The organism is Prochlorococcus marinus str. MIT 0918 (assembly GCF_027359415.1).
GTDB lineage: Bacteria > Cyanobacteriota > Cyanobacteriia > PCC-6307 > Cyanobiaceae > Prochlorococcus_E > Prochlorococcus_E marinus_C.
The window spans coordinates 478089-504230 of sequence record NZ_CP114780.1; the positions used below are offsets into that span (position 1 = coordinate 478089).

Consider the following 26142-nt stretch of genomic DNA (forward strand, 5'->3'; position numbering starts at 1 on the left):
AGGTTAACTGGTTAAAAAAACCAATTCGTGACAACTAAAGGAGCTAAAACGAATAATCCTAATGATCTAGATCTTTTCCCCTGTATTGCTAATGGGGAAAATCACTCTAAATTTGAAGATTTTAAAGAGAATAGTCAGTTTCTAAAAGAACCTCTAAAGTCAGAACTTGAAAACTCAAACTCATATTTCTCAAATGATGCGGTTCAGTTATTGAAATTTCACGGAAGTTACCAACAAGATAATAGAGAGAATAGAAAGAAAGGATTAGAAAAAGATTGGCAAATGATGCTTCGCCTTCGAAGTCCCGGAGGTTATATACCTGGCCCTCTATTTATTGCATTAGATGACTTAGCTGAACGACTTGGGAATAAAACATTACGAGCTACAACAAGACAAGCTTTTCAAATGCATGGAATCAGAAAAGAAAATCTAAAAGAGGTTATCAATACTATTATTAAATCAATGGGATCCACTCTTGCTGCATGTGGTGACATTAATAGGAACGTGATGGCGCCTGCAGCACCATTTAACAATAATGGATATCCTACAGCCCGTAAATTGGCAAATGAGATAGCAGACTTATTAACCCCAGTAGCTGCAGAAGGAACTTACCTTGAGTTATGGGCTAATGGAAATCAAAAATATAAAATTTCTCATTCACCAAAAGTTAAAAGTATTAGAAAAAAACAATATAAAAAAGGCTTATTCAGTGGAGCAAAAAATGAACCTCTTTACGGAGCAACATATCTGCCAAGAAAGTTTAAATGTGCCGTTACTGTCTCAGGAGATAACTCTGTTGATCTTTTGACGCATGACATAGGATTAGTTGTCTTTACTAAAAAAAATGGCACCTTAAAAGGCTGTAATGTCTATGTCGGAGGAGGGATGGGGCGAATGCATAACAATGAAACTACATTTGCTCGCATTGCTGATCCTCTTGGTTACGTAAATAGTGAGAATATTTTAAGCTTGATTCAATCAATCTTGGCTTTTCAAAGAGATTATGGGAACAGAAAGCTAAGAAAAAATGCTCGCATGAAATATTTAATTCATACCAAAGGTATTAAATGGTTTAGAGAAAAACTTATCGAAGAATATTTTAAAAATGAAATTCTACAACCTAAACCTGAATTGCCAACAGAGCTAAAAGATTATCTAGGTTGGAACAAACAAGATAAAGATCTTTGGTTTGTTGGGATCCCTCTTTTATCAGGTCGACTTAGTGGAATTATTAAGTCAAAGATAAGGTTTCTAGTTGAAAAGTATCAATTAGAAGTACGCCTCACACCTAATCAAGATATATTGCTTTGTAATATAGGTAATTTCCAACGTTCCTCTATTGATCAGGAATTACAATCGGTAGGATTAAATCGCGTACCATCAGTCAATAGCATTGCAAAACATGCTATAGCTTGTCCAGCACTTCCTTTATGTGGACTAGCCATAACAGAAGCTGAACGTTTTCTTCCACAAATAATCAGTAGAATAGAAAAACAACTTCAAAATCTAGGTATTAATCGATCAATTTTGTTAAGAATGACAGGGTGCCCAAATGGATGTGCTAGGCCATATATGGCTGAATTGGCCTTAGTAGGAAGTGGTTCTAATCAATATCAACTTTGGCTAGGTGGAAGTCCAAACTTACAACGGTTGGCAAAACCTTTTCTTCAGAAAATGCATCTAGACCAACTAGAAGTAACTTTAGAACCATTATTTCTTCAATGGAAAGAAGTTTCTAGCCATTGTAGTTTTGGTGACTACATTTATAGTTTAAAAGATCAAGAAATTAATGAATTACTTTCACAAGTGTCAACTGCACCATAAAAACATTCTTTAAATTGTTTACCCCATGCCCAAAGCTGATCTCCAAAACTAAAATGCCACCATTCATTAGGGTGTTGTACGAACCCAGCCTCTTGCATAACATTTTTCAAAAGACTTCTCCTAGCATGCCATAAATACTCATTAAAAGATTGATCATGATTTTTAGTTTTAGAGTAATAATCTGGAGTTGAAACTGATCCCATAAAATCTATTTCCCCTCCCATATCTAAGGGATTGCCATTACTCAATGCAAGCGTTAAATCTACAGCAGCTCCAGTACTATGCGGTGGTGGCATAGAAGAGTCCATACATGGCAATGCCCAAAATTTGTTAACGGAGTCAATAACTTCGATTATTTCTGGATTTTCAGAGCCTAAATTTCTATTAATCCCACGTGCAATACATTCTTGATTTATTGAATATTCATACATAAACTTTTGAACTCTAATTGGTCGCCAAGCATCAAAGATAGCAAGTCGATATTTATTATGTGACTGTTTTAAAAATCCTTGAGCTGCAAGTAAACGTTTTGCAACTTCTTCTCTTAACATCCAAGGGGAATCTAAAGTCCCATATGGAGCTCCTAGAGATTGATAGCAATGAGGTTCTAGTCGATAAAGTTCTAATGGTAAAGTAACTAGTTCTTCACTGGAATGTTTTATGAGTACTTTTTGCCATGGTCTTAACACTTAAACAATCCTTTTTTTGGTAGTAGAAAAAATAAAAAACGTCTTTTATAATTATGTTATAACCTTTATATAATCAATCGGTTTACAAGATTTACCTTTTAAAAACATTTTAATTAAGTTGTGTCATAAACATTAGTCTTTTCCAATGATCTTTCAACATCTTTTTGAGTAAAACATGATGATTTAATTCAGGGTCATTCTTCAATATTCTAGATGCTTCATTTCTAGCAGACTCAAGAATAGTTTCATCATCAACTAAGTTTGCCAATGCAAAATCAGGAAGGCCTGATTGTTTTGTTCCTAAGACTTGCCCAGGCCCTCTTAAACGCAAATCAATCTCTGAAATATCAAAGCCATTATTTGAATTAACTAACACTTCTAGCCTACTTCTTGATGTAGTAGTTGAAATTCCATCAATCAATACGCATTGAGAAGCATTAGTTCCTCTACCTACTCTCCCACGCAATTGATGTAATTGAGCCAATCCAAAACGATCAGCATGATCTATTACCATAACAGTTGCATCAGCTACATCTACACCAACCTCAATCACAGTAGTTGATACAAGTATCTCGATCTGTTTCTCTGCAAATCTTTGTATAGTAGATTTCTTCTCAACGCTTGGCATACGTCCATGCAATAAGCCAACTTTATATTGAGGGAATATATCAGTAGACAACTCATGATAAGTATCTATTGCTGAACGCAATCTCAGCTTTTCAGAGTCTTCAACTAATGGCAGAACAAAATAGGCTTGAAGTCCATTCGCAACTTGATCTCTTATTATTTGATATGCCTGGTCTCTTTCATTATTGGAAATTAAGATAGTTTTAACTGGTGTTCTTCCGGGAGGTAATTCATTGATTTGACTAACATCCAAATCTCCATATAAAGATAATGCAAGGGTTCTTGGTATTGGTGTAGCAGTCATTGTCAATAAATGAGGGTGTAGTCCTTTGTTTAGTAAAAGGTTTCTTTGATTAACTCCAAAACGATGTTGTTCATCTACCACGACAAGACCTAATCGCTGAAAAGATACAGCGCTTTCAATAAGTGCATGTGTTCCTACAAGAATCTTTAAATTACCTGTTTCCAAATCAGTATAAATTCGTTTTCTATCTGAAGCAGACGTAGATCCTGTCAGTAACTCAACAGTTACATGCAATTGAGGTAGCCATTTGCAAAGATTTAGATAATGCTGTTGAGCAAGAACCTCAGTAGGCGCCATTAATGCACCTTGCCATCCTGAATCAATAGCAATTAAAAGAGCAGCAATGGCAACAACTGTTTTTCCACTACCTACATCTCCTTGCAATAATCGAGACATAGGTTGTTCCATAGCAATATCAGCCTCAATTTGATTTAGAACTTGATATTGAGATTTAGTTAATTCAAACGGCAAAAGAGTAAAAAATTTGGAAGCCAAATCAGAACATCCTTTTTTCAACGACAATATTGGAGCTTTACAGTTTTGAAGTTCTAATCGGCGTTTTATTAAGCCAAGTTGTAAAAAAAGAAACTCATCAAAAACCAATCTTCTTTTTGCTTCTTTTAGAGAATCCTTGTTACTAGGTCTATGAATTTCTCTAATAGCATCGCCTTTTTTCAGTAAAGATAATAATTGCCTACTTTCATCATTTAATGGCTCTGGCCAGACTGATGTTACAGGAAGAACTAACTGAACAAAACTTCTAAAACGATCTGGTGTTAAACCATCTGTTAAAGAATAGATTGGTAGTAATCTACCTATACTTTTTGATTTAACTAAAGAATATTGACTTTCAAGAATCTCAATCAAAGGATCATTTAAAGTTTTGCCATAACCATTCGATTTAACTAAACCACTTACAGCTACAATTGTTCCTTTAGCAAAACTTGTCTCTTGTTTTTTGAGAAAGTATCTATTACTAAATCTTCTGCCTATAAAAAATCTTGTCACCTTAATACGACCAGTTATGTCCTCAAGATGTAACTCAAGAACAGATAAATTTTTATTTCTAGGACTTGTATAAGAGTTAGCACGTCTTATTGTCGCAACAATAGTTGCTGTTTCACCTGATTCTAGGAAAGCTATTCTTTTAAGGGAAGAATAATCGACATAGTCTCTTGGGTAATATAAAAGAAGATCCCTTACCTCAATGATTCCTAAATTTTCAAAGCACTTAGCATATTTTTCACCAATCCCTTTTAGTTTTAGTATAGGTGTGTCTAGTGTAACTTGATCATCAGTTTTATTATAAGGTTGTTTAATATTTTCATTCGCATTAGATAATCTCAAATTTGGAGGTTTAAATGGTGTTATAACGTTCTGATGTTGCCTTCCTAAAGAATATAAGCATTTTCTTGTATCAATAACTAACCTACGTCTTTTAGAAATCTCACTGGATGGATACGCAATAAAAGATTGAGCAAAGAGAATAAGTTTCTTTTTAATATCCCTTTTTAAAAGTGGCGAGTCAAAAGATTCAATTTCTCGAGAGATGAACGTATGAAAATGCTCATTTCTACCTTGTATATTTTTAAATCCATTCTCAGCTTCAATTGTTAAAGCCTTTTGGATGAGATTAATCCAGTCCTTTAGCTCCTTAACATTTTCATTTAAGTTTCCTTCTTCAATTTCGTGAGGTCTTCCTGAGTATTCTTCGACCACTGTTCTCTAAAATCATTGGCTAAAGCTCTATTTTGCCAATATCGCTGTTGTTTCACCATTTTAAGCAGATTATTTCTTTGTTGTGCAATAGTTTGTCTACATTGTTTTAACCTTAAATGATCAAATTCTAATTCTGATAAGCGAACAAGTAAACAACTGATATCTATCTCATTACCAAGAGAGTTGGAAACTGGTAATTGAATTTTTAATATGTTTGAAGGAGAGTTGCCAAAGTTAACCTGACCAGAGATAGCAGCATCTAAAAGGTTTGTTGGTACAAAACTATTAATCAAACCTACCTTTATTAGTTCTAAATTGATTAGATGAGATAAATTACGTAAACGTCTGATCAATGCTGTTTCAATTGAAAAAGTCCATTTAGTAAGCCCCTCTGGATCATTAGGTAAAGAGTTGTAGTCAAATATTTTTTCTTTTATTTTAATATCTTTAACCTTATCTGTTTCTTCTATATTAGATTTCAAAGAACTTATTCTTGAGGAAACAACTTCTCCTGCCATTGCAAACAAGGATCTCAAAGATACCAAATCTTTTTTTTCAATATTAATCTCATTAAGTTCATCCTTAATTTCGCCAATATTCAAAATTTCTTCATCCAAAGCCTCTTCACTGTTTTTTGCTTTATCCAATTTCTGATTGCTCTGATTTCTATTTATCAAAAAATCATTAAAACCATTCTGACTAAAGGCCTCATTTATTGAGAGAGAATTAATATTATAAGATTTTAAAGGGTAATCCCAACTTTTTAAGTCAAGGAAGTTTTCAGTTGGAAGTTTTTGACTAACATCAAGAGAAGAGATTTGATTTCCTAATATTTTAGGGTTATCATCCTTAAGTTCCAATTCATAATCTTTGATCTGTAAATCTTCTTCTTCTCTATTAAAGCTTTCCCTTTCTAAATCATTAGAAAATCTAATAAGATTATCAATAGTAAGTTCAGTGACGCACTCATGTAATAACTGGTCTATTTTTTTTTGAAAGGAAACTCTTGAATCTAAAATAGATAAACTTTTAAGATCATTTTTATTATCTAAAATAAGTTTAAATATCGCATCTCTTACAGAATCAGATAAGATTTCTCGTACAACTTTCAGATAAATTGCATTAATTTTATAGATATCTAATTTTAATTCACCTGATTTTAAAAGCAGCAGCCTTAGTTGCTTTCTAGGGTCATAGTCTGATTGAGTATAAATATGATTCGAAGTCAAAGTATTACGAAGACATAGAAGCAACTTCCGCTGCAAAATCCATTTCTTTCACTTCTATACCCTCACCAAGAGTATATCTTGTGAATCTACGTATTTTTACATTCTCACCAATTTGACCAGCAACTTGCTTTACAAGTTGTTCAACAGTGATTGAACTGTCACGAATAAATGGTTGTTCCATTAAAGCTAATTCTTTTAATCTTTTACCAATCCTCCCCTCAACTATCTTAGCCTTTATTTGTTCTGGTTTACCTGACAAATCATCTCTTCCCATTTCTATTAACTTTTCCTTTTCAACAATATCATTAGGGATCTCATCAACAGTTACATATTCAATATTAGGACAAGCAGCAACTTGCATAGCAACATCTTTTAAAAGACCTTGAAACAATTCGCCACGAGCAACAAAATCAGTTTCACAATTAAGTTCTAATAAAACCCCAACTCTTGCACCTGTATGTATATAACTTCCTATAGCTCCCTCAGCAGCTATTCTTCCTGATTTTTTTTCTGCACTTGATATTCCTTTTTGCCTTAACCATTCAATTGCCTTGGTCATATCAGCATTATTTTCTGCCAATGCTTTTTTACAATCCATCATACCCGCACCAGTCTTATCTCTAAGATCTTTTACAAGTTTTGCTGTTATGCCTGACATTTTTTTAATGAAAAGATTTTAAAGTTTCCTTATTATTTAAGGTATTAGTTGAAAGGTAAAGAAAAAATTACTAAAACAATTTAATTCACGAATATTTTTGCCTTCCACGCTGTTCATTGGCACCATGTCTTCCTTCATTAATTGCATCAGCAATTCTTCCTAGTACAAGCTGTACAGAACGTACAGCGTCATCATTACAAGGAATTGGAACTTCGCATAGATCGGGATCGCAATTAGTATCAAGCATTGATACTAAAGGTATATCTAGCTTCCTAGCTTCTAAAACAGCATTAGTTTCTCTTCTCTGATCTACCAAAATAACAACATCAGGTAATCTCTTCATTCCTTTTAAGCCTCCAAGATATTTTTGCAACCTTTCTAACTCATGCCTTAAAACTGAAGCCTCTTTTTTTGGTCTCATAGCAATAGCACCACTGGACTCCATCCTCTCTAAGTCCTTTAGCCTATCAATTCGAGCCTTCATCGTTGTCCAATTAGTAAGCATTCCTCCTAACCAACGTTGATTAACATAAGAAGCACCACATCTTAGAGCTTCTTGAGCAACGACTTCAGATGCTTGCTTTTTAGTGCCAACAAATAAAAATCTTTTACCACTTCTAGCGGCATTTCTAGTCCATTTATATGCAGTATTCATACACACTGCTGTCTTTACCAGATCAATTATGTGTACTCCATTTCTCGCGCAATAGATATAGCGAGACATTTTGGGATTCCATCGACGTGTCTGGTGTCCAAAATGAGCACCAGCTTCCATCATCTCTGAAAGAGTTACAACAGCCATTTGATTTAGAGGTTTCGGGTTAGCCTCCACCTGAATGGGATACAAAAACTCTTTAAAAAAACTTAAAAAGTTTGATCACCCGAAACAGTTCAGGTGTGCGGAGATTATTTACCTAACCAATTTACCAAAAGATGAAATCAAATGATGTTTTTTAATGTTGCTTCTCTAAAAATCTCTCTTACTCCTATGAGATTAAGTGGAATGCGAAGAAATTCCATTGCCAAGCCTGAATATCCATTTCGTATTAATAATTTTAATAAAGGCCTAAGAGTAACAACATTTAATAGTCCCCCTAAAGTCAAAGCCTCCCATAAAATTCGATGAAATAAAGTAAATTGAATAATAAAACGTACTCTTGTAGTGGGATGTTTTATATAAAAAACAATCGCCATTTTGGCCCTCTCTCTTTCAACATTTATTAATCTAGGTATTTGAGTTAGTTTTAAAGCTGGATGCCAATGATAACCAACTGCATTTGGACATTTAATCAACTCAGTACCCATTTGCCTTAATCGTTCTCCCAACTCTAAATCTTCCCATCCATAAAGCTTAAAAGCTGGATCAAAAAGACCTGAATTTTCCAAAACCTCTTTATCAATACCTACATTTCCAGTCGCAAAGTAAGCCCAAGAAATGTCACTTAATTTATGTTTTTCCGAAGTTGGATCATCAAAATTAGATGTGTTGATAACTGATCCATAAGTAAAGCAAAGCCGATTACCTTTCTTCTGCCAAGCCTTTGTGAGAGCAGAGGAATGGCTTATAAGAAAATTATCTGTAACTACTAAATCACTATCAATAAAAACGATTACATCTCCTTTTGAGTTTTGTACTCCATTATTTCTTCCTATTCCTGGCCCAGAATGTTTTTGCTCTATTAAATGAACATGAGTCAATTTATGGGGATTTAATTGAATCCAAGAGATTGTGCCATCTGTAGAACCATCATCAACAACAATTACTTCATATCCTTTAAAATCATTACAGGTTCTTTGATTCTCAAGAGCTAACAAACATTTCTTAAGAATTGGCAGGCGGTTATATGTTGGAATTACGACGCTTATAAACATCCCAAACATCTCAATATTTCTGAAAACCAGTTGAAAAATTGCTTGAAAAATTTTCCATCTTGATTTGCTTCAGAGTCTAAAGAATTATAAGCGGAAAAATTAATCAGCGGCTCCTCCATTGTTTGCTGTTCCTGTGACACCATTACCTGCACCTGATCCATCTGACCTAAGCTTACGTTTTTTAAACTTTCGGGCATAAGCTCGATTTCTTTCTTGTTTTTCTTTCTTGAGATTTCTTCGTTTAGACATAATTTTTAAAATCGTTTTATATATACACCCTACTCAAGAACAGGCAGCAATTTCCCATCTTCCATTTTTAAAAGACGATCTGCTACATCTAATATCCTTGGATCATGGGTAACCATTAAGACTGAACAATCCTGTTCAATAGCTAGTCGCTTTAATAATGAAACAATTTCTCTACCAGTAACGCTATCTAAAGCAGAAGTTGGTTCATCCGCAAGCAATAACTTTGGACATGCAGATAACGCTCTTGCTATTGCTACTCTTTGCTTCTGACCACCTGAAAGATCTTGTGGGAGCTTATCTCTTTGATTTTCTAATCCAACTGCTGCCAACCATTCTCTAGCTTGTTGTCTTCTTTCTCTATATGAAAGACTTTTTAATAAGTCTGATCCCATCTGAACATTTTGTTCTGCGGTAAGACATCTAAGAAGATTATGCCCTTGAAAAATCATCCCAATATTTTTTCTTAGAATTTGACGGGTCTTTCTATTGGAACCACAAAGCTGATGACCAAAAACAGATAACTTCCCTTTTTCAACCTTGCGAAGAGCTCCAATAAGAGTAAGCAAAGTAGTTTTTCCGCAACCTGACGGGCCTGTCAAGAGAACGACTTCTCCTGGGGATATTGTCATGGAAATCGAATAAAGAACTTGCTTCCTTGTCAATCCACGGCCATACCAATGACTTAATCCATCAATATTTACAGTTGAAATATTATCTTGTGATTTATTTGATGTTTTCACACTATTAATTAATCAAAAAATCTCAGCAGGATCAGCATCTATTAATCTTCTCATAGCGATGGAAGCAGAAACCATACACATGAAAACAATCAAAAAGAATACAAGAAAAGCTCTTTGAGGGTCCATTAATACAGGTAATTTTGTTGAACTTCTTACTAGATAATATAAAGCCTGGCCAGAGATATATGCTGGAACATATCCCATAACAGCTAACAAGATCCCTTCTCTTGCAACAACTCCAAATAAAGTTTTAAGTCTGTATCCCATTGCCATTAATGTGGCATATTCAGCCAAGTGATCACTAACATCGCTATATAAAATTTGATATACAATTACACTTCCAACAATAAAACCCATTGCAGCTCCTAATGTAAAAATAAAGCCTATAGAGGTACTAGTTCTCCAATAATTCTTTTCAAACTCTATAAATTCTTCTCTTGTAAAAACTTTGACATCATTAGGCAAACTTGCTTTTAATGATTTTAGAACTTCCATAATATCAGCACTAGATGATAGACGAATAAGACCAATCTCAATACTTCCAGGGGGAGTGCTTGGTAATAACTTAAGAAAAGTTTCTCTACTTGTAATTAAATTTCCATCAGCTCCAAACGAAGGCCCAAGACTAACTAATCCAGCAACTCGTACCCTCTTACCAGCTAATTCAGTTTCGACAACCCGTCCTTTTTTAAACCATTCAGCAACAGGTCCAAATTCATCTCTTGATCTAACATCAAACAAAACTCGTCCAGAATTTTTTAATTTTTGTGCTTTCTTAGCAAAGCCTGAATCCAATAACAAAGGAGAAGAAGGTTCAAAGCCCAGAGTAAGAATAGATCTAGTAGCAAGGGTTTTAGGGTTTCTCCATAATAAAAAATTCCAGTTAACAGGGGTAGTTCCGATTACATCTTTGTGAGCCATTGCCTGCACAAGTCTTCGTCTAGGAAAACCACTCATGCTTATTGAACTCATAGAACGAGGACTCATTAACACCAAATCCGCATCAAACAACTTATGAACAGTCACACTTGCATCAAAAAGACCATCACGAAAACCCAATTGCATAAACATAAGAATTCCTGCGAAGCTAATTCCTGCTATTGCAACTAATAAGCGAAGAGGTTGTCGCGTTAGCAATAACCATGCCAAAGGAATTCTTCGATACTTCCAAAAATCAATTTTCACTATGGTTTAAATCGAGCGATTACTTTCATTCCTGTAAAGCTTTTTACCTTTACTGATGATTCACTTTCAAGCTTAATTCTGACTTCAACTACTCTTGCATCTGCATCCCCTGTAGGATCAGTAGAAATAACTTTTCTCTGGCTTATTTGGGGGCTAATTTGCTTTACAAAACCTTTAAGAGTGCCACTAAAGCCACCATTTTCACTAGTTAAAGAAACAATTTGACCAATTCTTATTCTATTTATATCTGATTCATAAACCTCAATAATTGCTTCCATAATTTGACTAGAGCCTACTTGCAAAACACCTTCTGAATTAGGTCTTTCCCCTTCTCTAGAATTAATTTTTAAAACTATTCCATCTATAGGGCTTTTTAAATCACTATCAAGTAAATCAACTTTAAGCGCATTAATTTCAGCAATAATTTCTTTTTTCTTGCCTAACAATTCCAATAGAAAATCTTTTTTCTCATCTAAGAGAACTTCAGGGGATCCACCTTTAGAAACTAAATTCCTATACCTTGAGACCTCTCTCTCTTGTGAAACTATTTTTTGAGTAAGTATATTTAAGCGTGCCTGTCTAATTTCTAGATCTGCAAGAATACTAGATTTGTTATCAAATACAGCAAGAATTTGACCTTTAATGACCTCATCTCCTTCATTTACTAATAATTTCTTAATTCTAGGAGTTCCTCCTAATCCACTGATTGGAGCTGCAAGCATTCTTATGTCTCCTGATGGTGATAATTGCCCTAATGCTGCAACAGCTTCAAGAGTTCTAACTATAGGTGGATCAGGTAAATTATTTAATTCTGGTTCTCTTTGTCTTGTTATAACAAAGAAAAAACTTATTAACGAAAGTCCAATTCCAGAATAAAAAAAGTATTTCAATTTTCTTCTTTTGAAAAACCAGTTGGAATATCGAAAAGGACCATTTCGATATATTGATTAGCCCAATTAGGACTAAAAGTTTTGGCTAAAACGTTTCGAGTTTTATCGTTACGTTTTTGTTGTTTACAATAATACATCTGTGCTTCATATCTTTCAATCGTAGATTTTGAATTAATAGCTTGAGGATTAATCAAAGCAGAATAACTAGTAACTATTGTTAGAAATTGATCTACAACATCTAAAAAAAGATCAGTTTCTTGAGAGTTTATTGGACGTATAAATAAAACATGCGAAGAAAAAATATCACCCCAATCTGGCAACTTCCTAACTATTTTAAAATCAGGAAATTCTATTTGATTTAATTGGTATTCAATTATGTCTGGAAGATTACTTCTTACTGGAGACAAATCTACAATCGCAGCAGAGACTCCTTCTGGAACAACTACAATATCAACTCCAAAAATGGGTAGATCAAAGGTAGGCTCAGGAAAAAATACAGAATGAAGAATTTCTAAAGAAGAACCTATTACTGCTGTTTCCAAATGTAATTTACGAAACCCCCTTGCTCTATTTAATTCATTAACAATAAACAAATCATCTCCACCCAATTTGCCATAAATATTTCTCAACTCAGGTTTAAGCTCCAATGGCTCAAAACCTTTTAAGCCCTTAGCTCTTTCCCTAATTCGATCTGCTATTGACTCGATAAAGGAATTCAGAGGAAATAATTATATAAACAATTACACAACACTATGCGAAAAAGGATCACAATGGAACTTTAATTACAGACTCTGGAAAATTCACTCCAAGCCCCAAATACTCATCATTTAGTCCTTCGAAACAAGACGAGCTTAGTAATGGCTCAAATGCCTGATTCACCTCTAACTTGTCTAGATTTATGGTGCAAAGCTGGTAGTTTCTATGAAAAAGAAGGTGAAGAGGGGTTAGCGCATTTTTTAGAGCATATGGTTTTTAAAGGCAGTAGCAAACTAAAAGAAGGCGAATTTGATAAACAGATAGAAGCATTAGGGGGAAGCAGTAATGCTGCAACTGGTTTTGATGATGTCCATTATTACGTTCTGGTTCCACCTGAAAATGTAATCACAGCAATCGATCTTTTAACAAACCTTGTCTTAAATCCTGCTCTTGACAAAACTGCATATTCTTTAGAAAGACAAGTTGTACTGGAAGAAATTGCACAACATAAAGACCAACCAGAAGAACAAGTTTTTCAATGTCTTCTAAAAAATTGCTGGGGGAGCCATGCTTATGGACGATCAATATTAGGACTTGAAAAAACTCTTTTGGCAAGCAGTCCCAATGAAATGAGTGAATTCCATAAAAGACAATATCAAACTTCAAATATGGCTATATCTATTGCAGGGGTTATTCCTGAAAATATTCTTGAAATCTTAGAAAAAAGTGACCTCACAAGAATCAATTATCACTCTATTCTTAATCCATTAGAAAATAAGATATCCAATCTTATATTCAAAACTGGTAGAAAAGAAATCGAAATCCCAAGATTAGAATCAGTACGTTTAACAATTGCTTGGCCTTTATCACCTGCAAAAGATCAAATGATGATTATGGGGGCAGATATCGTTACATCTTTATTAGCAGAAGGTCGTAATAGTATTTTCATAAAACGGTTACGAGAAGAATTACAAATAGTTGAGTCGATATATATGGATATAACAGCTCTAGAGCAAGGTGGTCTTTATATTTTAGAAGTTTGTTGTTTAGAAGAAAATATTAATGCCGTTGAGAGTGAAATCCAGTTAATACTTCGAAACTATCTATGCAATGAAGTTACAAGTAAAGAACTAATGCGTGCTAAGAAATTAGTAACAAATAGTTTGTGTTTTAGTTTAGAGTTGCCATCACAGATAGCAGCTATAGCAGGCTCTCAAGTCCTTTGGAACAGACATCAGCAATTATTGGAACCATTAAAATATATTGACAGTTGGAATGCTAATAACATAAAAGATTTAATATTTAAGCAGCTTCAATTAGAAAATAGTTTTACATTAATATCAAGGCCAGTTAATAAATGAAATCATTAAAAGTAATTTTAAACCCTTGCAAATCTCCAGGGATATTATCCATAAAACTTTGGATTAGAGAAGGAAGTAGAGCAGATCCTTTTAAGAAAAAAGGGATACATTATCTACTTAGTACATTATTAACCAGGGGGTGTGGTCCATACAATTCAACCACTATAGCTGATGTTGTAGAAGGGAACGGTGCTGTTCTTTTATCAGAAACTTACGAAGATGGAATAATGATAAGCATGAAATGTATGACAAAAAGCAGCTCTTACCTATTGCCAATACTTAAATGGATGATTATAGAGCCTTTGATAGAAGTTAATCATATGAATTTAGAAAGGAAATTATTAATCCAAACAATCAATAGGAATAAAGAGAATTCTTTTCATATAGCGTTTAATCAATGGAAAAAAATATCTTATGGCAACCATCCTTATAGTCATGATATTTTAGGTGTATCTGAAGATCTTAAGGGTATAACAAGAGAAGATCTACTTGAACTATCAAAGATGCTACGGTCTAGAAAAAAAGTATTAGTAGCTTCAGGTTCACTTCCTAACAATATTTTAGATGAGTTTTCTAATATTTCTAAGGATAGTTTATCAACTAATAAAAACTATTCAAATAATTACATCAAACCACTAATAAAAAAATCTTCGAATAACGATTCTATTATATATAACTTTGAGAATACAGGTCAGATAATAATACTTTTAGGAACAACAACCATACCCCATTCTCATGAAAATGATTTAATACTAAGACTCCTTAATTGTCATTTAGGAATAGGAATGTCAAGTGTACTTTTTAAGATGCTTAGAGAAAAGAATGGATTGGCTTATGATGTTGGTATTTATCATCCTATAAGAGAGTATGAGGCGCCATTTTTAATTCATGCATCAACAACAAAAGAAAAAGGATTAACAACACTTAAAATCCTAATTGAATGTTGGTTGAATACATTAAAAAACAAGATTTCCCATGATGAATTAGAATTAGCAAAAGCTAAGTACCGAGGGAATATGGCACATAATTCACAAACTATAAGCCAGAAAGCAGATAGAAAAGCGCATTTACTAGGCATAAATATGTATGAAGATCATGATATTAATTCACTCTTAAAGATTAATCAAATTACTAGAGAAGATATTATTGAAATTGCAAATCTTTATCTAAAGAGCCCTAAGATTAGCCTATCTGGGCCTCAATCATCAATAGAAAAGTTAAAGGAATATTGGATAAATTATTTTATAAATAATAAAACAAGTATTTATTAAAGATTTTTTCTAAAGGAAACCAATTATATCTAAATATCTATCATCAACTTCTATAACATCAAAATTTTTGAACTTATAGAGATATAATTGACTTTTAATTTCATTAACAGTAAAAGCTGCTTTTAATGATGCTAAAAAATCCCTGCTAAGAATCGCTGGAGCATCAGGCATATACTTCTTTTGTAAAGAGATTGCTTCTTGATAAGAATCAGGTCTACGTAAATCTCGATGAAAATGAATGCTTCCTTTTTTAGAGATATTCATTAAACAATCCCAAAATATTTTAGGATCGTGAATATGGTGAATAAGACTATTGCTAACTACGACATCAGCACATTTTAAAAGCCCATTTGTACCTTTAGCAATTGATGAAATATTTACTTTTCTATAAGACAAGCCTTCCAACAATGAAGCTTTTGGATTTAGATTCTTTCTTCTTCTTGCAAAATTAAGCATCTCCTGAGAATCATCAACACCAATAACATTTGCCTTTGGCCACCTACAAGCTATTTTTTCAGAGATTTGACCAGGACCACATCCAAGATCAATCATTAAAACACTTGAATCTAAAGTTTTTCTAAATTTATTTATACATTTCTCAACAGCCCCCAAAAATTTCTCATTAACTTCTGAAAAGTCATTTTCTGCATAAGCCTGCACCTGAAAGAGGTCCTGCATCAACTCTGGCTCTGTAACACGTTGCACAATAAATTGCGGATATCACTTGTTTTTATAATAGACACTGTCACTGGTGGTAAAAATTAGTTGCTTGCGCTAGCGATGGGGTTAGTGTGCTTAATACTTACAGAAAAAGATTTTGTCCTTAGCAACTAGCAAACAAGACATTGGTGCTTCGTATTCATCAACAGAGGGAGCAAGTAAAGATTTTCCTAAAAGTGCTCCTGCTGCAAATCCTGTCTTTTATAGGACTTATAGCCGAAAAACACCTTTAGGTCGTGAAAGCTGGGAACAAGTAAGTACAAGAAATCTTGAGGGACTAGTTCAACTAGGAAGCTTAACTAAAAGCGAAGTTGATCTAATGCAAAGAATGCAATCAGAAAAGAAAGCTCTACCTTCAGGAAGATGGTTATGGATTGGTGGAACAGATTGGATTAATAAAGAAAAAAATTTTTCAGGGGCATATAATTGCACATCAACAAATCTCATTGACTGGGAAGCATTTGCCCTAATGATGGATTTGGCAATGATGGGCTGCGGAACAGGTGCGATTATTGAACCTCATTTAATCAATCAATTACCAATTATTCTTAATCGAATCCAAATAAATTCTGTATCTAACATAGGAATTACAAAAGATAGTCTGCGTCAGGAACATACAACTAAAACAATAAACAAGAACACTGTTTCTATAAAAGTTGGTGATAGCCGCAGAGGTTGGGTGGAAAGCTATCGAACCCTCTTAGAATTGAGCAGTGATCCTCAATTCAATGGAAATACAGTTGAGGTAAACATAGATCTAACAGATGTAAGGCCAGCAGGTGAATCACTTAAAGGGTTTGGTGGAATGGCTAATCCAGTGAAATTAAAAGACTTATACCCTCGAGTTGCAGACATTCTCACTAAAGGCATAGGCAGGCAACTAACTTCAGTTGAATGCTGTTTACTTATAGATGAAGCAGCAGTGACAATTGTTGCAGGAAATATTAGAAGAAGTGCAGGCATGCGCCAATTCTCTTCTAATGATTTTCTAGCTTCATCTGCTAAAGAAAATTTGTGGCAACAAGATTCGAATGGAAATTGGAGAATTGATCCAGAAAGGGATGCCCTTCGAATGGCTAATCACACGCGCGTGTATCACAGCCGTCCTTCTCTTAAAGAAATAAATGATGCCGTAACAAAACAATTTCATTCTGGAGAAGGTGCTATCCAATTTGCTCCTGAAGCAATAGCTAGATCAAACGCTGATCTTTTAACTACAAAAAAACTAAAAGATCAATTCATCAAAATCTATTGCGAAGAAGGTAAAGCAGAATCATCAAAATGGTTACAAAACACCTTTGGTCCTATTGAGCCATATGAATTAGAACATCGCCTTGGCAGATATGGACTCAACCCATGTGGAGAGATTCTTGGAGCAGATTTTCATTGCAACCTTGCAGAAGTCCATCTAAATCAAATAAATCCTTCTGACAAAGAAGGACAAACTAATGCATTCAAAGCAGCAGCTCTTTCAGTTGCATGCCTATTAAATCACCGATTTGAAATTGATCGCTATAGAAAAAGTAGACAATTAGACCCAATAGTTGGTGTTAGCTTTACAGGTTTATTTGATTTCTTTGTTCACGCGTTTGGAACCCCATGGCTTAAATGGTGGGAGCAAGGTCGACCTGATTCAAAAGAAGGGCAGGAGTTTAAAATTAAAGAAAAAGAATATTTAAAAAGTTGGAAAGATGTTGTCAACCAAACAGTTTGGGAATATTGCGACAAACATAACTTACGTAGACCAAATAGATGTACAACTGTTCAACCTGCAGGAACTAAAAGCTTATTAACTGGAGCAGCTCCAGGATGGCATCCACCAAAAGCTCAAAGATTTATAAGAAGAATTACTTTTAGAAAATCTGATCCTGTAGCAATGGCATGTATGGATTATGGCTACACCATTGTTCCATCTCAATCAGATAAAGATGATCAAGGCAGACTGCTAGATGATCCATTCGATCCAAGATGTACAGAGTGGCTTGTTGAAATACCAACAGAAGTTAGCTGGGCCAATATCCCTGGAGCAGATGAAATAGAGATAAACAACTTCTCGGCTCTCGCACAATTCGATTTCTATATGCAAGTTCAAACTTTTTATACTGAACATAATACTTCTGCAACTATAGAATTTCGTGAAAATGAAATAGAGGAGCTTTCCGAAGCAATTTTTAAAACAATAGATAACAATAACGGATATATATCTGCCGCTTTACTTGCGAGATTTGATGCAAATGCGACATTCCCAAGGCTTCCTTTTGAACCAATAGACGAAAAAACCTTTAATGAACTTCAATCTGAAGTTCTAAAAAGGCGAGTATCTAAGAATTTCTTTGATTCTCTAAGTCTCTATGACCAAGGTGAATTAACTGAAGCAGGTCCTGCAGGTTGTGATTCTGATAAATGCTTACTACCTTTATCTAAACCTCAATAGTAATAATCATATTAACAACTGCAGAAAGTCGAAAAAGTTTATTTTACCATTGATAATTATATTTACCAACAAAGGAGGTTTATCAAGTCTATTTGAAATTCATAAGAGAATATATATGTAGTTAGTTATAAAAAGCAGAAATTACGATGGCAAATCACCGATAAATAGCTAATGGTAGAGAAAGGACAATATTAATTCAGTAAAAAAGATGACAACTACTCATAAACAAGTGGAAATTCTAAGTAAAAGCACTAATGACGCAATTATTGATCAACTAAGAGCTTGCAATACTAAAGATGAAATCTTGGCCTTTGAAAGATGGTTTGACAAAACAGTCAATGCAGGACCGCTTTACGCAGTTATATGCCAATTGCTTAGAAATAGATCAATATCTAGGAGCACAGCTTCAAAATGGTTTGAAACCTTGCTCCAAAATAGAGATGAAAGAATAGAAAAAGGTTAAAAACTATATAGAAATTCTTTTTCTAGCAGATTGATAATTTAAGAATACCCTCTTGTGAATCCTTATCCTTGCTTAAAAAGGGAAGGGTCCAGAGGCTCCGGTTGAAGAAGTAAATCCAGTTAAAGCCCAAATACCGAAAGAAAACAATCCACATCCTATGAAAAACATCAAATGAGAAATATAACGGACCTTCTCTTTCTCTGATATCTCTCCTGACATAGGCAGATCGCCTAAAAATCGTGATTGATCACTCTTTGTACTAGCCATGAAAACTTGTTTATTCGTAAGGATTATGACACAAGGATCAATCAAAATGCATTAATTATTTTGCCTTGTTACGCAGAGAAATCAATAAGTCAAGGACTTTATCCTTTAAAACTAGGATTCATGCCGTTCTCCTGCGGAAAAATACTTTGCATAGATATTTTGAGAATAGGTAAATCTAAAGATTGCAAAAGCCTAAAGACCTAGTTTTAAAAAACTAAATCTTATAATCAAGTCTATAATGCTTAACTGGTTATAATTTGAATCTGCAAGAAAGACAACTAAAAATTTTATTATTTAAAAAGATATAATTAATATATATTTTGAATAATTAACCAAATTTCCCTGATATATAATCTTTTGTAGCCTTTTGAACTGGAGCATTAAATATCTTTTTTGTTTCGCCAAATTCTACCAAATATCCAACTTTCCCATCATGAGAACCTTCTTTCTTAGAAGCATTGAAGAATGCTGTCATATCACTAACTCTTAAAGCCTGTTGCATATTATGCGTAACAATAATAATTGTATATTTCTTTTTAAGTTCATGAATAGTTTCTTCGATTTTTATTGTAGATATAGGATCTAAAGCTGAACAAGGTTCATCCATTAAAATTACATCTGGCTCTATTGCAATTGTCCTAGCAATACATAATCTTTGCTGTTGGCCTCCTGATAATGAGTATCCACTTTCTTTCAATTTATCTTTACATTCATCCCATACTGCAGCTTTTCTTAGCGATTGTTCTACTAAATCATCCATATCTCCATTAAATCCATTAATTCTTGCCCCAAAAGCGATATTTTCAAAAATTGTTTTTGGAAAAGGGTTTGGTTGTTGAAAAACCATTCCAATTTTTCTTCTTACTTCTACAGGATCAATATCTAAAGAATATAAATCAATACCTTCAAATAATATTTTTCCCTTAAGCTGGCAACCTGCAATTAAATCGTTCATTCGATTTAAAGACCTAAGAATAGTAGACTTGCCACAACCAGAAGGACCTATTAGTGCCGTTACTTTTCCTTTAGGAATATCGCAAAATACATTCCTAACTGCATCCGAATCTCGATAACTTATAGTTACATTTTGAAGTGAAATTGAAGTCTCTTGACCAGAAGATTCTTTGGATAGCGTATTAGTACTATTCATTTTTCATATTATCCCTCAGAGGTAATATGGCTAACATATCTAGAAATAATATTCATGGCCAATAATATAATAACTAGTACAAAAGAAGCTGCCCATGCAAGTTCATTTTGAGCTTGATATGGCTCCAAGGCAAAGTTATAAATAAGAACAGAAAGAGAAGCCATTTCGTAAAACAAGTCTCCAAAACCTGTTATGTAATAACGAGAAAATAATGCCGTAAAAAGTAATGGTGCTGTTTCGCCAGCAGCTCTAGCTAAGCCCAAAACAATCCCTGTAGATATAGTTCTAAAAGCTGCAGGTAAAGTTATTTTTACAACTGTTGTGAACATAGAAGCACCTATACCTAATGCTCCTTTCCTTAGATCATCTGATACTAACTTAAGTCCTTCATCTGTAGTTTTAATAACTGTTGGTAGCATTAAAATAGACAATGCCATACCTCCTGCAATGCCACTAAAAGTACTTCCAAAAAGTATTTTAGTTGCTACTATCACAGCATAAATAAATACACCTGCAATAATAGAAGGAACTCCTGCTAGAACATTAGTTCCAAATCTAATAAATTTAGAGAATGCACCTCCTTTGGAATATTCAGCTAAATAAATTCCACCTCCAACCCCAATTGGTATAGATATTAATGAAGCAATAGTAGATATAATTAAGGTCCCCACAATTGCCGGTCCAATTCCTCCAGCTGAAAACATATCATCCCCTGGTGGTTCAGGTTCTAACAATAAAATATCAAGATTAATTTGAGAACCTCCTTTAATAATTACATATACAATTACTGAAATAAGTGGTATAACAGCAATAATTGCAAATAGAGCAGATATTATAGTAAATAATCTCTCATATAAATTCCTTTTAGAATTAAGATTGTATGTAAGTTTTGATCTATTCATTAATATTTTAAACTTAATTTCTTTACTATAAACTGTGCAAATATATTCACTATTAATGTTAATAACATAAGAACAAAGGCTGCATACATTAAAGATGAGACTTGACTTCCATCTGCTTCTCCAAATTGATTAGCCAACATTGCTGATATTGTGTATCCAGGTGAAAGTAGAGACCAATTAAAACTATTTGAATTCCCAATAATCATTGTGACTGCCATGGTTTCTCCCATTGCTCTCCCAAGTCCAAGTAAGACTCCACCAGCTATACCTGATATAGCTGCGGGAAGAATAACATTAAAAATAGCTACCCATCTAGTCGAACCAATTCCATAGGCTGCTTCTCTTAAACTATTAGGAACCTGATTAATTGAATCTCTTGATATTGAAGTAATAATAGGAAGAATCATTACTACCAAAATTAATATTGCAGGAGCAAGTCCAGGTCCAATAGGTTCTGTACTAAAAAAAGGAATCCAACCAAATGCTTTATAAAGCAAAGTTAAGAAAGGTCTTATAAAAGGCTCCATTACAAATATTGCCCATAATCCAAGAACTACTGAAGGGATAGCAGCCAATAGTTCAACCATTAAACCAATTATATCTCTTATCTTTTTAGGAATAATATCTTCGGTGATAAAAATTGCAGCGCCTACCCCAAGTGGGACAGCTATTAGTAAAGAAGATAATGAGGTTATCAAAGTACCATAAATAGCCGTAAATGCTCCATATTCATCTGATACAGGATCCCAAGCAGATGTTGTTAGAAACTCAAATCCATATCGACTCATTGAGTCAAGTGATTCATAAAAAATAACTATAAAAATACCTAATAAGACAATTGAAACTGTAGATGCCATTACAAGAGTAAACAGCTTAAAAGCTTTGTCTGTTAGCTTTTCTAAAGGCTGTCTCTTCTTAAGCAGAAACCTTTGCTCGCTCTCAATTGTCACTTTTGTAACTATGAGTACTATAAATCTATCAAATATAAATATTTTTTTATCAAATAAGTTCTTTTACAAATAATTTGGAATAAACATTTCTTTTCGTATAGATAAGTTAGTCACTTTCAAAGAATGCAAGGAAAAGCTGATTTTTGATATAACTTTTAGTTTTTTTCTATTGCATTAAATCTATAAAGTACTTAATTTTTATTTGATTCTATTTTTTTAATGCAACAAACTAACTTGAAAGCAGTCAACTTTGCCTTAATGTTCGCTCTTGCACTATTAACTGCTTATTTTACTTTAGAAAATACTGCCTCTACAACTATCAACATAATTCCGGGTGTCTCAGGGTCACTTCCCATAGCAGCATTAGTGATTATTTCATCTGGTGTAGGTGCTTGTGGAGCATGGCTTTTTGCCAGCTGGACTGACAAGTTAAGAGGGAACGAGATCAAAGAATTACAAGAGACTAAAAGTAGAATGAAGGACTTAGAAATTGATTTAAACAGATTAAAGACAAAGCAAAATAATATTTTGCCATTTATGAGTATGAGTAACTTCTCTAGTGAGAAAGAATCCACCCTTGACAAAGAAGTTGCTTAATAAAGAATTCTAAATTAAATAACTAATAAGATGGGCAAGGCAACTTCCCATCTTTTCTTATGTATAAAAGGTGAAATAGATTATCAATACTTAGTTTTTATTAGCAAAATAATTAATTAATCATGTCGCAATTCATAACTATAGATAAATATATGATCAAAATCCTATTTAATTATTAAACAAGGTAAGTAGAATATTATTAGAGTAAATTATAAAAATTATATATATTACTATATTCAATAATAAATCAATAATCTATAAGGAATTCTAATTTTCTAAATGAATCAAACTAAGTTAAGCAAATTCTAATAGGCTATGAGATTTAAAAATATGAAAGAAAGGTTGCTAGAATAGAAACGACAGTTTTTAACTGTCCAATTTGGAGGGGTGGTCGAGTGGTTGATGGCTCTGGTCTTGAAAACCAGCGAGGTGCGAGCCTCCGTGGGTTCGAATCCCACCCCCTCCGCTTTAAAAATTTCAAGAAATCTCATGTAATTAAAAATATTTAAAAATGCTAAACAGATTAATAAGAAGGATTCTTTACGGCAAAATACTTAATTGATCGAGTTTAATATAAGTTCGTATTTTCTTATGAAACATATTAAGTTTAAATAGTTTTACTAAGTCAATACTAATGAAAAGAGATAATTGTCAAAAAATATTTTTAAACTGAAAGGTTTTATATTATTAAGGAATGTTGATGGTCGCTGAAGAGGAAATATAGCTAATCAGTCCACATATCATGAGTCTTTTCACTCTCTTCTTTCTTACGTTCTTCCAAATATTTAATCCTTTTATTAAATTCTTGTTCTTCTGGGGTTAATAAGACTGCCTCCTCTGATTTATTATCAATTTTTATAGACTTGATTTGATTATAAAAATCTTCTTCAAAAAAATCCTTCATTTCTGTCCAGGCTTCCTTTTCTTCTTCTCTTCCAACAGTACCCTTAATTTGATCTACCAAAATAGATTTGACAAAATCCTTGAGTTCCTCAACAGACATCGTATTGAGACGTTTGGTGATGTAGATGTCTTTTAATTTATCCAACTCGTAACTTCGTAGATCTTTAAAGGAAATCTCTTCTTTAGTCAAAGTAGTTAGGAATTTTTATAATACAATACTAAATGATTCAAGTTGATAATAAAATTATCAACTTGATTTAACGAAAGGATATAATCATAAGATAAATTATAATTTAAATAGGTTGTAGTGTACGAAAGATATATAACATAGATAAGCGACAAACTGATTTAAATCTAGGCTAGGGTATTTAAATGCTTTGTATTCTGAAAATAATAATAATAGATAATAAGAGAAAGCATAGATAATGTTTGGTTAACATAAATAAATCTTGGATAATATGCCCAACCAAAAAATAAAGTGGGTAATACAAGACTACATATTATTAATAAAGAATAAAATAAATAAAGATCGCTAAATCTATATAGTAAGGATATTATTAAAAATGTGCCTATAGGTACAAAAACAATAGCTATAAGAAAACCAAGAAGATCTACACTGTTATTGATACCTATATAATCTATTACTCTTTGAAATATAGGCAAAATCAATTTAAATGGAGGGATAAACTCTATAAGCTTTTGTATTGTTATATTATGATATTCGATTGTCGTGATAAAGCCTTTACCATCTACTAATAGCTGGAATTTATTAGCGAAATAGAGATTATGGTAAACAGGTAAAAATAGTATTACCAAATAGGGTAAAGATAAAAGAATATTTCTATACTTAAAAATAATAATAAGCAAAAATAAGAAAGAGAATATGAATATATTTTGTCTAACAAAAGGCATTAACGCACAGCCAATAGTAGCCAATATAGGCTTGTTAATTAAAAAGAATATGATTGATAAGAAAAATATTACTATCAAAAACCATTCGGTAAGTCCCATAAGTATATTTTTTATTGTATAAGGAGTAGATAATAAGAAATAAAGAACTAAGATTTTAAAGTCTCTAGTAGATATTCTAGATTTTAGTATTAATAAAAGTATATTAACTGATAAAAAATGTATTACACATTCAAAAATTTGCATCCCACGAGTTTCATTACCAAAGATAAGTCTATTTAATGCTACCCAATACCTATACCCTGGTTGATCCACATAATTCAAAACTCCTGGGTATAGAAGACCATCAGAGCCCCATAAAGTATTGTTTTCTATCATATTCTGTGCATATATACTATATCTGGCAGCATCATCTTGTAAATAAGTAATTGGATCACTTAAAAAAGAGAGTATAGGCAATAGAAGCAAAAAGAAAAGTAGAACAGATAATAAGAAATTAGATCTATTATATTTATGAAAAAATATAGCAAAGGCTATATATACCATTGAGAAGAAATATGGAATAAAAAGAGATAATGTATGGTATCCAAAAGAAACTGTAGAATCAGAAAGAAATTGACCATAATATATATTAAAGATCAATCCTAATGCTATTAAAGAATAAAATAAAAGGTTGAGAATATTTTTCTTTGCTTTTGATGTTAAATAATCAAACTCTAGAGATTTTACTAAATTAAACATTATAACTTCTAAAATTATATTCATAGTAATAGAAAAGGTAATTGTATTAGATTAAGAATTGCATTAGGTCTAATTAAAGAGATTATATCTAAAAATACAATATACAGCCCAAACACCATCCTTCCAACCAATTTTCTTACCTTCATCATATCTTCTTCCGTAGTAAGAAATACCTGTCTCATAAATTCTAACGTTCATCTTTGACAACTTAGCTGTTATCTCAGGTTCAAATCCGAATCTATTTTCTCTAATAATTATTGACTTAATTATTTCGGATCTAAAAGCCTTATAACAAGTTTCCATATCTGAGAGATTTAAATCTGTGAAGATATTACTTAGAAGAGTTAAAAAACCATTGCCGACTGAATGCCAGAAATAAACTACACGATGGGGTCTACTACTTTTAAAACGACTTCCAAATACTACATCTGCTTTTCCTGAAATAATAGGCTCTATCATTAAAGAATACTCTTGAGGGTCATATTCTAAATCTGCATCTTGAATAATACATATGTCGCCAGTTGCTTCAGATATTCCTGTTCTAATAGCTGCTCCTTTACCTCTATTCTTTGTGTGAAATAATATATTAAGTTCAGGGTCAGAAATGTTTTTTAAAATCTGAGTTGTACCATCATCAGAACCATCATCTACAACAATAATTTCTTGATTTATCACTGAAGATTTTTTTACAGCATCTATTATTCTATTAATAGTTCTAACCTCATTATAGCAAGGAATAATTACACTTAGTTTCATTGAAAAGTAATCAAACTACAAATTAATTAGTTTGTA

General features: G+C 33.0%; 25 protein-coding genes and 1 tRNA gene. 7 read left to right on the forward strand and 19 right to left on the reverse strand.

The features are described 5' to 3' along the window. The first annotated feature begins 27 nt into the window (after positions 1–27). A complete protein-coding gene (locus tag O5636_RS02550; RefSeq protein ID WP_269623058.1) occupies positions 28–1824 on the forward strand; it encodes an NADPH-dependent assimilatory sulfite reductase hemoprotein subunit in 1797 nt (598 codons plus the stop codon). Here O5636_RS02550 and O5636_RS02555 read toward each other — a convergent pair. The 11 genes from O5636_RS02555 to O5636_RS02605 form a co-directional block, all read right to left on the reverse strand. Further along, positions 1779–2513, reverse strand: a complete 735-nt coding sequence (locus tag O5636_RS02555; protein ID WP_269623059.1) for a M15 family metallopeptidase — start codon at positions 2511–2513, stop codon at positions 1779–1781. The genes O5636_RS02550 and O5636_RS02555 overlap by 46 nt on opposite strands. A 109-nt stretch (positions 2514–2622) precedes the next feature. Then, positions 2623–5163, reverse strand: coding sequence for an ATP-dependent DNA helicase RecG (gene recG, locus O5636_RS02560; protein ID WP_269623060.1), 2541 nt, complete (start codon positions 5161–5163; stop codon positions 2623–2625). Beyond that, entirely contained in the window at positions 5112–6392 is a 1281-nt protein-coding gene (locus O5636_RS02565) for a hypothetical protein (protein WP_269623061.1), read from the reverse strand. Before O5636_RS02565 ends, recG begins: the two co-directional genes overlap by 52 nt. Before the next feature lie 4 nt (positions 6393–6396). After that, positions 6397–7050 (reverse strand): translation elongation factor Ts, encoded by a 654-nt coding sequence (gene tsf, locus O5636_RS02570; RefSeq protein WP_269623062.1) that lies wholly within the window; start codon positions 7048–7050, stop codon positions 6397–6399. 85 nt (positions 7051–7135) lie between these two features. Next, the gene (rpsB, locus tag O5636_RS02575; RefSeq protein ID WP_269623505.1) at positions 7136–7852 is read right to left on the reverse strand and encodes a 30S ribosomal protein S2; all 717 of its coding nucleotides are present in this window, start codon (positions 7850–7852) and stop codon (positions 7136–7138) included. Between the two features lie 137 nt (positions 7853–7989). Beyond that, positions 7990–8922 carry a glycosyltransferase family 2 protein gene (locus O5636_RS02580; protein WP_269623063.1) on the reverse strand — a complete coding sequence of 311 codons (933 nt, stop codon included), beginning with the start codon at positions 8920–8922 and terminating at the stop codon, positions 7990–7992. A 99-nt stretch (positions 8923–9021) separates the two neighbouring features. Continuing rightward, positions 9022–9171 carry a hypothetical protein gene (locus O5636_RS02585; protein WP_269623064.1) on the reverse strand — a complete coding sequence of 50 codons (150 nt, stop codon included), beginning with the start codon at positions 9169–9171 and terminating at the stop codon, positions 9022–9024. 29 nt (positions 9172–9200) lie between these two features. Further along, complete coding sequence (locus O5636_RS02590) at positions 9201–9911, reverse strand: DevA family ABC transporter ATP-binding protein (protein ID WP_269623065.1); 711 nt, start codon at positions 9909–9911, stop codon at positions 9201–9203. Positions 9912–9923: 12 nt separating this feature from the next. Further along, entirely contained in the window at positions 9924–11096 is a 1173-nt protein-coding gene (gene devC / locus O5636_RS02595) for an ABC transporter permease DevC (RefSeq protein WP_269623066.1), read from the reverse strand. After that, entirely contained in the window at positions 11096–11986 is an 891-nt protein-coding gene (locus O5636_RS02600) for an efflux RND transporter periplasmic adaptor subunit (RefSeq protein WP_269623067.1), read from the reverse strand. The genes devC and O5636_RS02600 overlap by 1 nt, the downstream gene beginning before the upstream one ends. Further along, on the reverse strand, positions 11983–12705 hold the full coding sequence (locus O5636_RS02605; RefSeq protein ID WP_269623506.1) for a phycocyanobilin:ferredoxin oxidoreductase: 723 nt from the start codon (positions 12703–12705) through the stop codon (positions 11983–11985). The genes O5636_RS02600 and O5636_RS02605 overlap by 4 nt, the downstream gene beginning before the upstream one ends. A gap of 138 nt (positions 12706–12843) precedes the next feature. Here O5636_RS02605 and O5636_RS02610 point away from each other — a divergent pair, with 138 nt between their 5' ends. After that, positions 12844–14043: a M16 family metallopeptidase gene (locus O5636_RS02610; RefSeq protein WP_269623068.1), complete on the forward strand. Its 1200-nt coding sequence runs from the start codon at positions 12844–12846 to the stop codon at positions 14041–14043. After that, positions 14040–15314 (forward strand): M16 family metallopeptidase, encoded by a 1275-nt coding sequence (locus O5636_RS02615; RefSeq protein WP_269623069.1) that lies wholly within the window; start codon positions 14040–14042, stop codon positions 15312–15314. The genes O5636_RS02610 and O5636_RS02615 overlap by 4 nt, the downstream gene beginning before the upstream one ends. A gap of 9 nt (positions 15315–15323) precedes the next feature. Here the strand turns inward: O5636_RS02615 and O5636_RS02620 are convergent, their stop codons facing one another. Beyond that, positions 15324–16019 (reverse strand): class I SAM-dependent methyltransferase, encoded by a 696-nt coding sequence (locus tag O5636_RS02620; RefSeq protein WP_269623070.1) that lies wholly within the window; start codon positions 16017–16019, stop codon positions 15324–15326. Positions 16020–16131: 112 nt separating this feature from the next. Between O5636_RS02620 and nrdJ the strand changes: the two genes are divergently transcribed. Together nrdJ and O5636_RS02630 are read left to right on the forward strand one after the other, a co-directional pair. After that, the gene (gene nrdJ / locus O5636_RS02625; protein ID WP_269623071.1) at positions 16132–18468 is read left to right on the forward strand and encodes a ribonucleoside-triphosphate reductase, adenosylcobalamin-dependent; all 2337 of its coding nucleotides are present in this window, start codon (positions 16132–16134) and stop codon (positions 18466–18468) included. 208 nt (positions 18469–18676) lie between these two features. Beyond that, entirely contained in the window at positions 18677–18931 is a 255-nt protein-coding gene (locus O5636_RS02630) for an RNA recognition motif-containing protein (protein WP_269623072.1), read from the forward strand. Between the two features lie 72 nt (positions 18932–19003). Here O5636_RS02630 and O5636_RS02635 read toward each other — a convergent pair whose 3' ends face one another. The 4 genes from O5636_RS02635 to pstC form a co-directional block, all read right to left on the reverse strand. Then, a complete protein-coding gene (locus O5636_RS02635; protein WP_269623073.1) occupies positions 19004–19198 on the reverse strand; it encodes a hypothetical protein in 195 nt (64 codons plus the stop codon). A gap of 328 nt (positions 19199–19526) precedes the next feature. Beyond that, positions 19527–20348, reverse strand: a complete 822-nt coding sequence (gene pstB / locus O5636_RS02640; RefSeq protein WP_269623074.1) for a phosphate ABC transporter ATP-binding protein PstB — start codon at positions 20346–20348, stop codon at positions 19527–19529. 8 nt (positions 20349–20356) lie between these two features. Continuing rightward, positions 20357–21250 carry a phosphate ABC transporter permease PstA gene (gene pstA / locus O5636_RS02645; RefSeq protein ID WP_269623075.1) on the reverse strand — a complete coding sequence of 298 codons (894 nt, stop codon included), beginning with the start codon at positions 21248–21250 and terminating at the stop codon, positions 20357–20359. Beyond that, complete coding sequence (gene pstC / locus O5636_RS02650; protein WP_269623076.1) at positions 21250–22200, reverse strand: phosphate ABC transporter permease subunit PstC; 951 nt, start codon at positions 22198–22200, stop codon at positions 21250–21252. Before pstC ends, pstA begins: the two co-directional genes overlap by 1 nt. 219 nt (positions 22201–22419) lie before the next feature. Between pstC and O5636_RS02655 the strand changes: the two genes are divergently transcribed. Further along, positions 22420–22797: a LapA family protein gene (locus O5636_RS02655; RefSeq protein WP_269623077.1), complete on the forward strand. Its 378-nt coding sequence runs from the start codon at positions 22420–22422 to the stop codon at positions 22795–22797. Between the two features lie 381 nt (positions 22798–23178). Further along, positions 23179–23263 (forward strand) — tRNA-Ser (locus O5636_RS02660). A gap of 258 nt (positions 23264–23521) precedes the next feature. On the opposite strand, the gene O5636_RS02665 is transcribed toward O5636_RS02660, so the two are convergent. From O5636_RS02665 to O5636_RS02675, 3 genes are all read right to left on the reverse strand, one after another. Next, the gene (locus O5636_RS02665; RefSeq protein ID WP_269623078.1) at positions 23522–23890 is read right to left on the reverse strand and encodes a DUF7326 family protein; all 369 of its coding nucleotides are present in this window, start codon (positions 23888–23890) and stop codon (positions 23522–23524) included. A gap of 164 nt (positions 23891–24054) precedes the next feature. Then, positions 24055–25374, reverse strand: coding sequence for a hypothetical protein (locus O5636_RS02670; protein ID WP_269623079.1), 1320 nt, complete (start codon positions 25372–25374; stop codon positions 24055–24057). Positions 25375–25419: 45 nt separating this feature from the next. Beyond that, positions 25420–26106 carry a glycosyltransferase family 2 protein gene (locus O5636_RS02675; RefSeq protein ID WP_269623080.1) on the reverse strand — a complete coding sequence of 229 codons (687 nt, stop codon included), beginning with the start codon at positions 26104–26106 and terminating at the stop codon, positions 25420–25422. Between the last annotated feature and the right edge of the window lie 36 nt (positions 26107–26142).

What these genes read in the sequence shown, in the direction of transcription:
- tsf (WP_269623062.1), bottom strand. Translation starts at nt 7,050, where the DNA reads ATGTCAGGCATAACAGCAAAACTTGTAAAAGATCTTAGAGATAAGACT.
- rpsB (WP_269623505.1), bottom strand. Translation starts at nt 7,852, where the DNA reads ATGGCTGTTGTAACTCTTTCAGAGATGATGGAAGCTGGTGCTCATTTT.
- O5636_RS02580 (WP_269623063.1), bottom strand. Translation starts at nt 8,922, where the DNA reads ATGTTTATAAGCGTCGTAATTCCAACATATAACCGCCTGCCAATTCTT.
- O5636_RS02585 (WP_269623064.1), bottom strand. Translation starts at nt 9,171, where the DNA reads ATGTCTAAACGAAGAAATCTCAAGAAAGAAAAACAAGAAAGAAATCGA.
- O5636_RS02610 (WP_269623068.1), top strand. Translation starts at nt 12,844, where the DNA reads ATGGCTCAAATGCCTGATTCACCTCTAACTTGTCTAGATTTATGGTGC.
- O5636_RS02615 (WP_269623069.1), top strand. Translation starts at nt 14,040, where the DNA reads ATGAAATCATTAAAAGTAATTTTAAACCCTTGCAAATCTCCAGGGATA.
- O5636_RS02630 (WP_269623072.1), top strand. Translation starts at nt 18,677, where the DNA reads ATGACAACTACTCATAAACAAGTGGAAATTCTAAGTAAAAGCACTAAT.
- O5636_RS02635 (WP_269623073.1), bottom strand. Translation starts at nt 19,198, where the DNA reads ATGGCTAGTACAAAGAGTGATCAATCACGATTTTTAGGCGATCTGCCT.
- pstB (WP_269623074.1), bottom strand. Translation starts at nt 20,348, where the DNA reads ATGAATAGTACTAATACGCTATCCAAAGAATCTTCTGGTCAAGAGACT.
- pstA (WP_269623075.1), bottom strand. Translation starts at nt 21,250, where the DNA reads ATGAATAGATCAAAACTTACATACAATCTTAATTCTAAAAGGAATTTA.
- O5636_RS02655 (WP_269623077.1), top strand. Translation starts at nt 22,420, where the DNA reads ATGCAACAAACTAACTTGAAAGCAGTCAACTTTGCCTTAATGTTCGCT.
- O5636_RS02670 (WP_269623079.1), bottom strand. Translation starts at nt 25,374, where the DNA reads ATGAATATAATTTTAGAAGTTATAATGTTTAATTTAGTAAAATCTCTA.
- O5636_RS02675 (WP_269623080.1), bottom strand. Translation starts at nt 26,106, where the DNA reads ATGAAACTAAGTGTAATTATTCCTTGCTATAATGAGGTTAGAACTATT.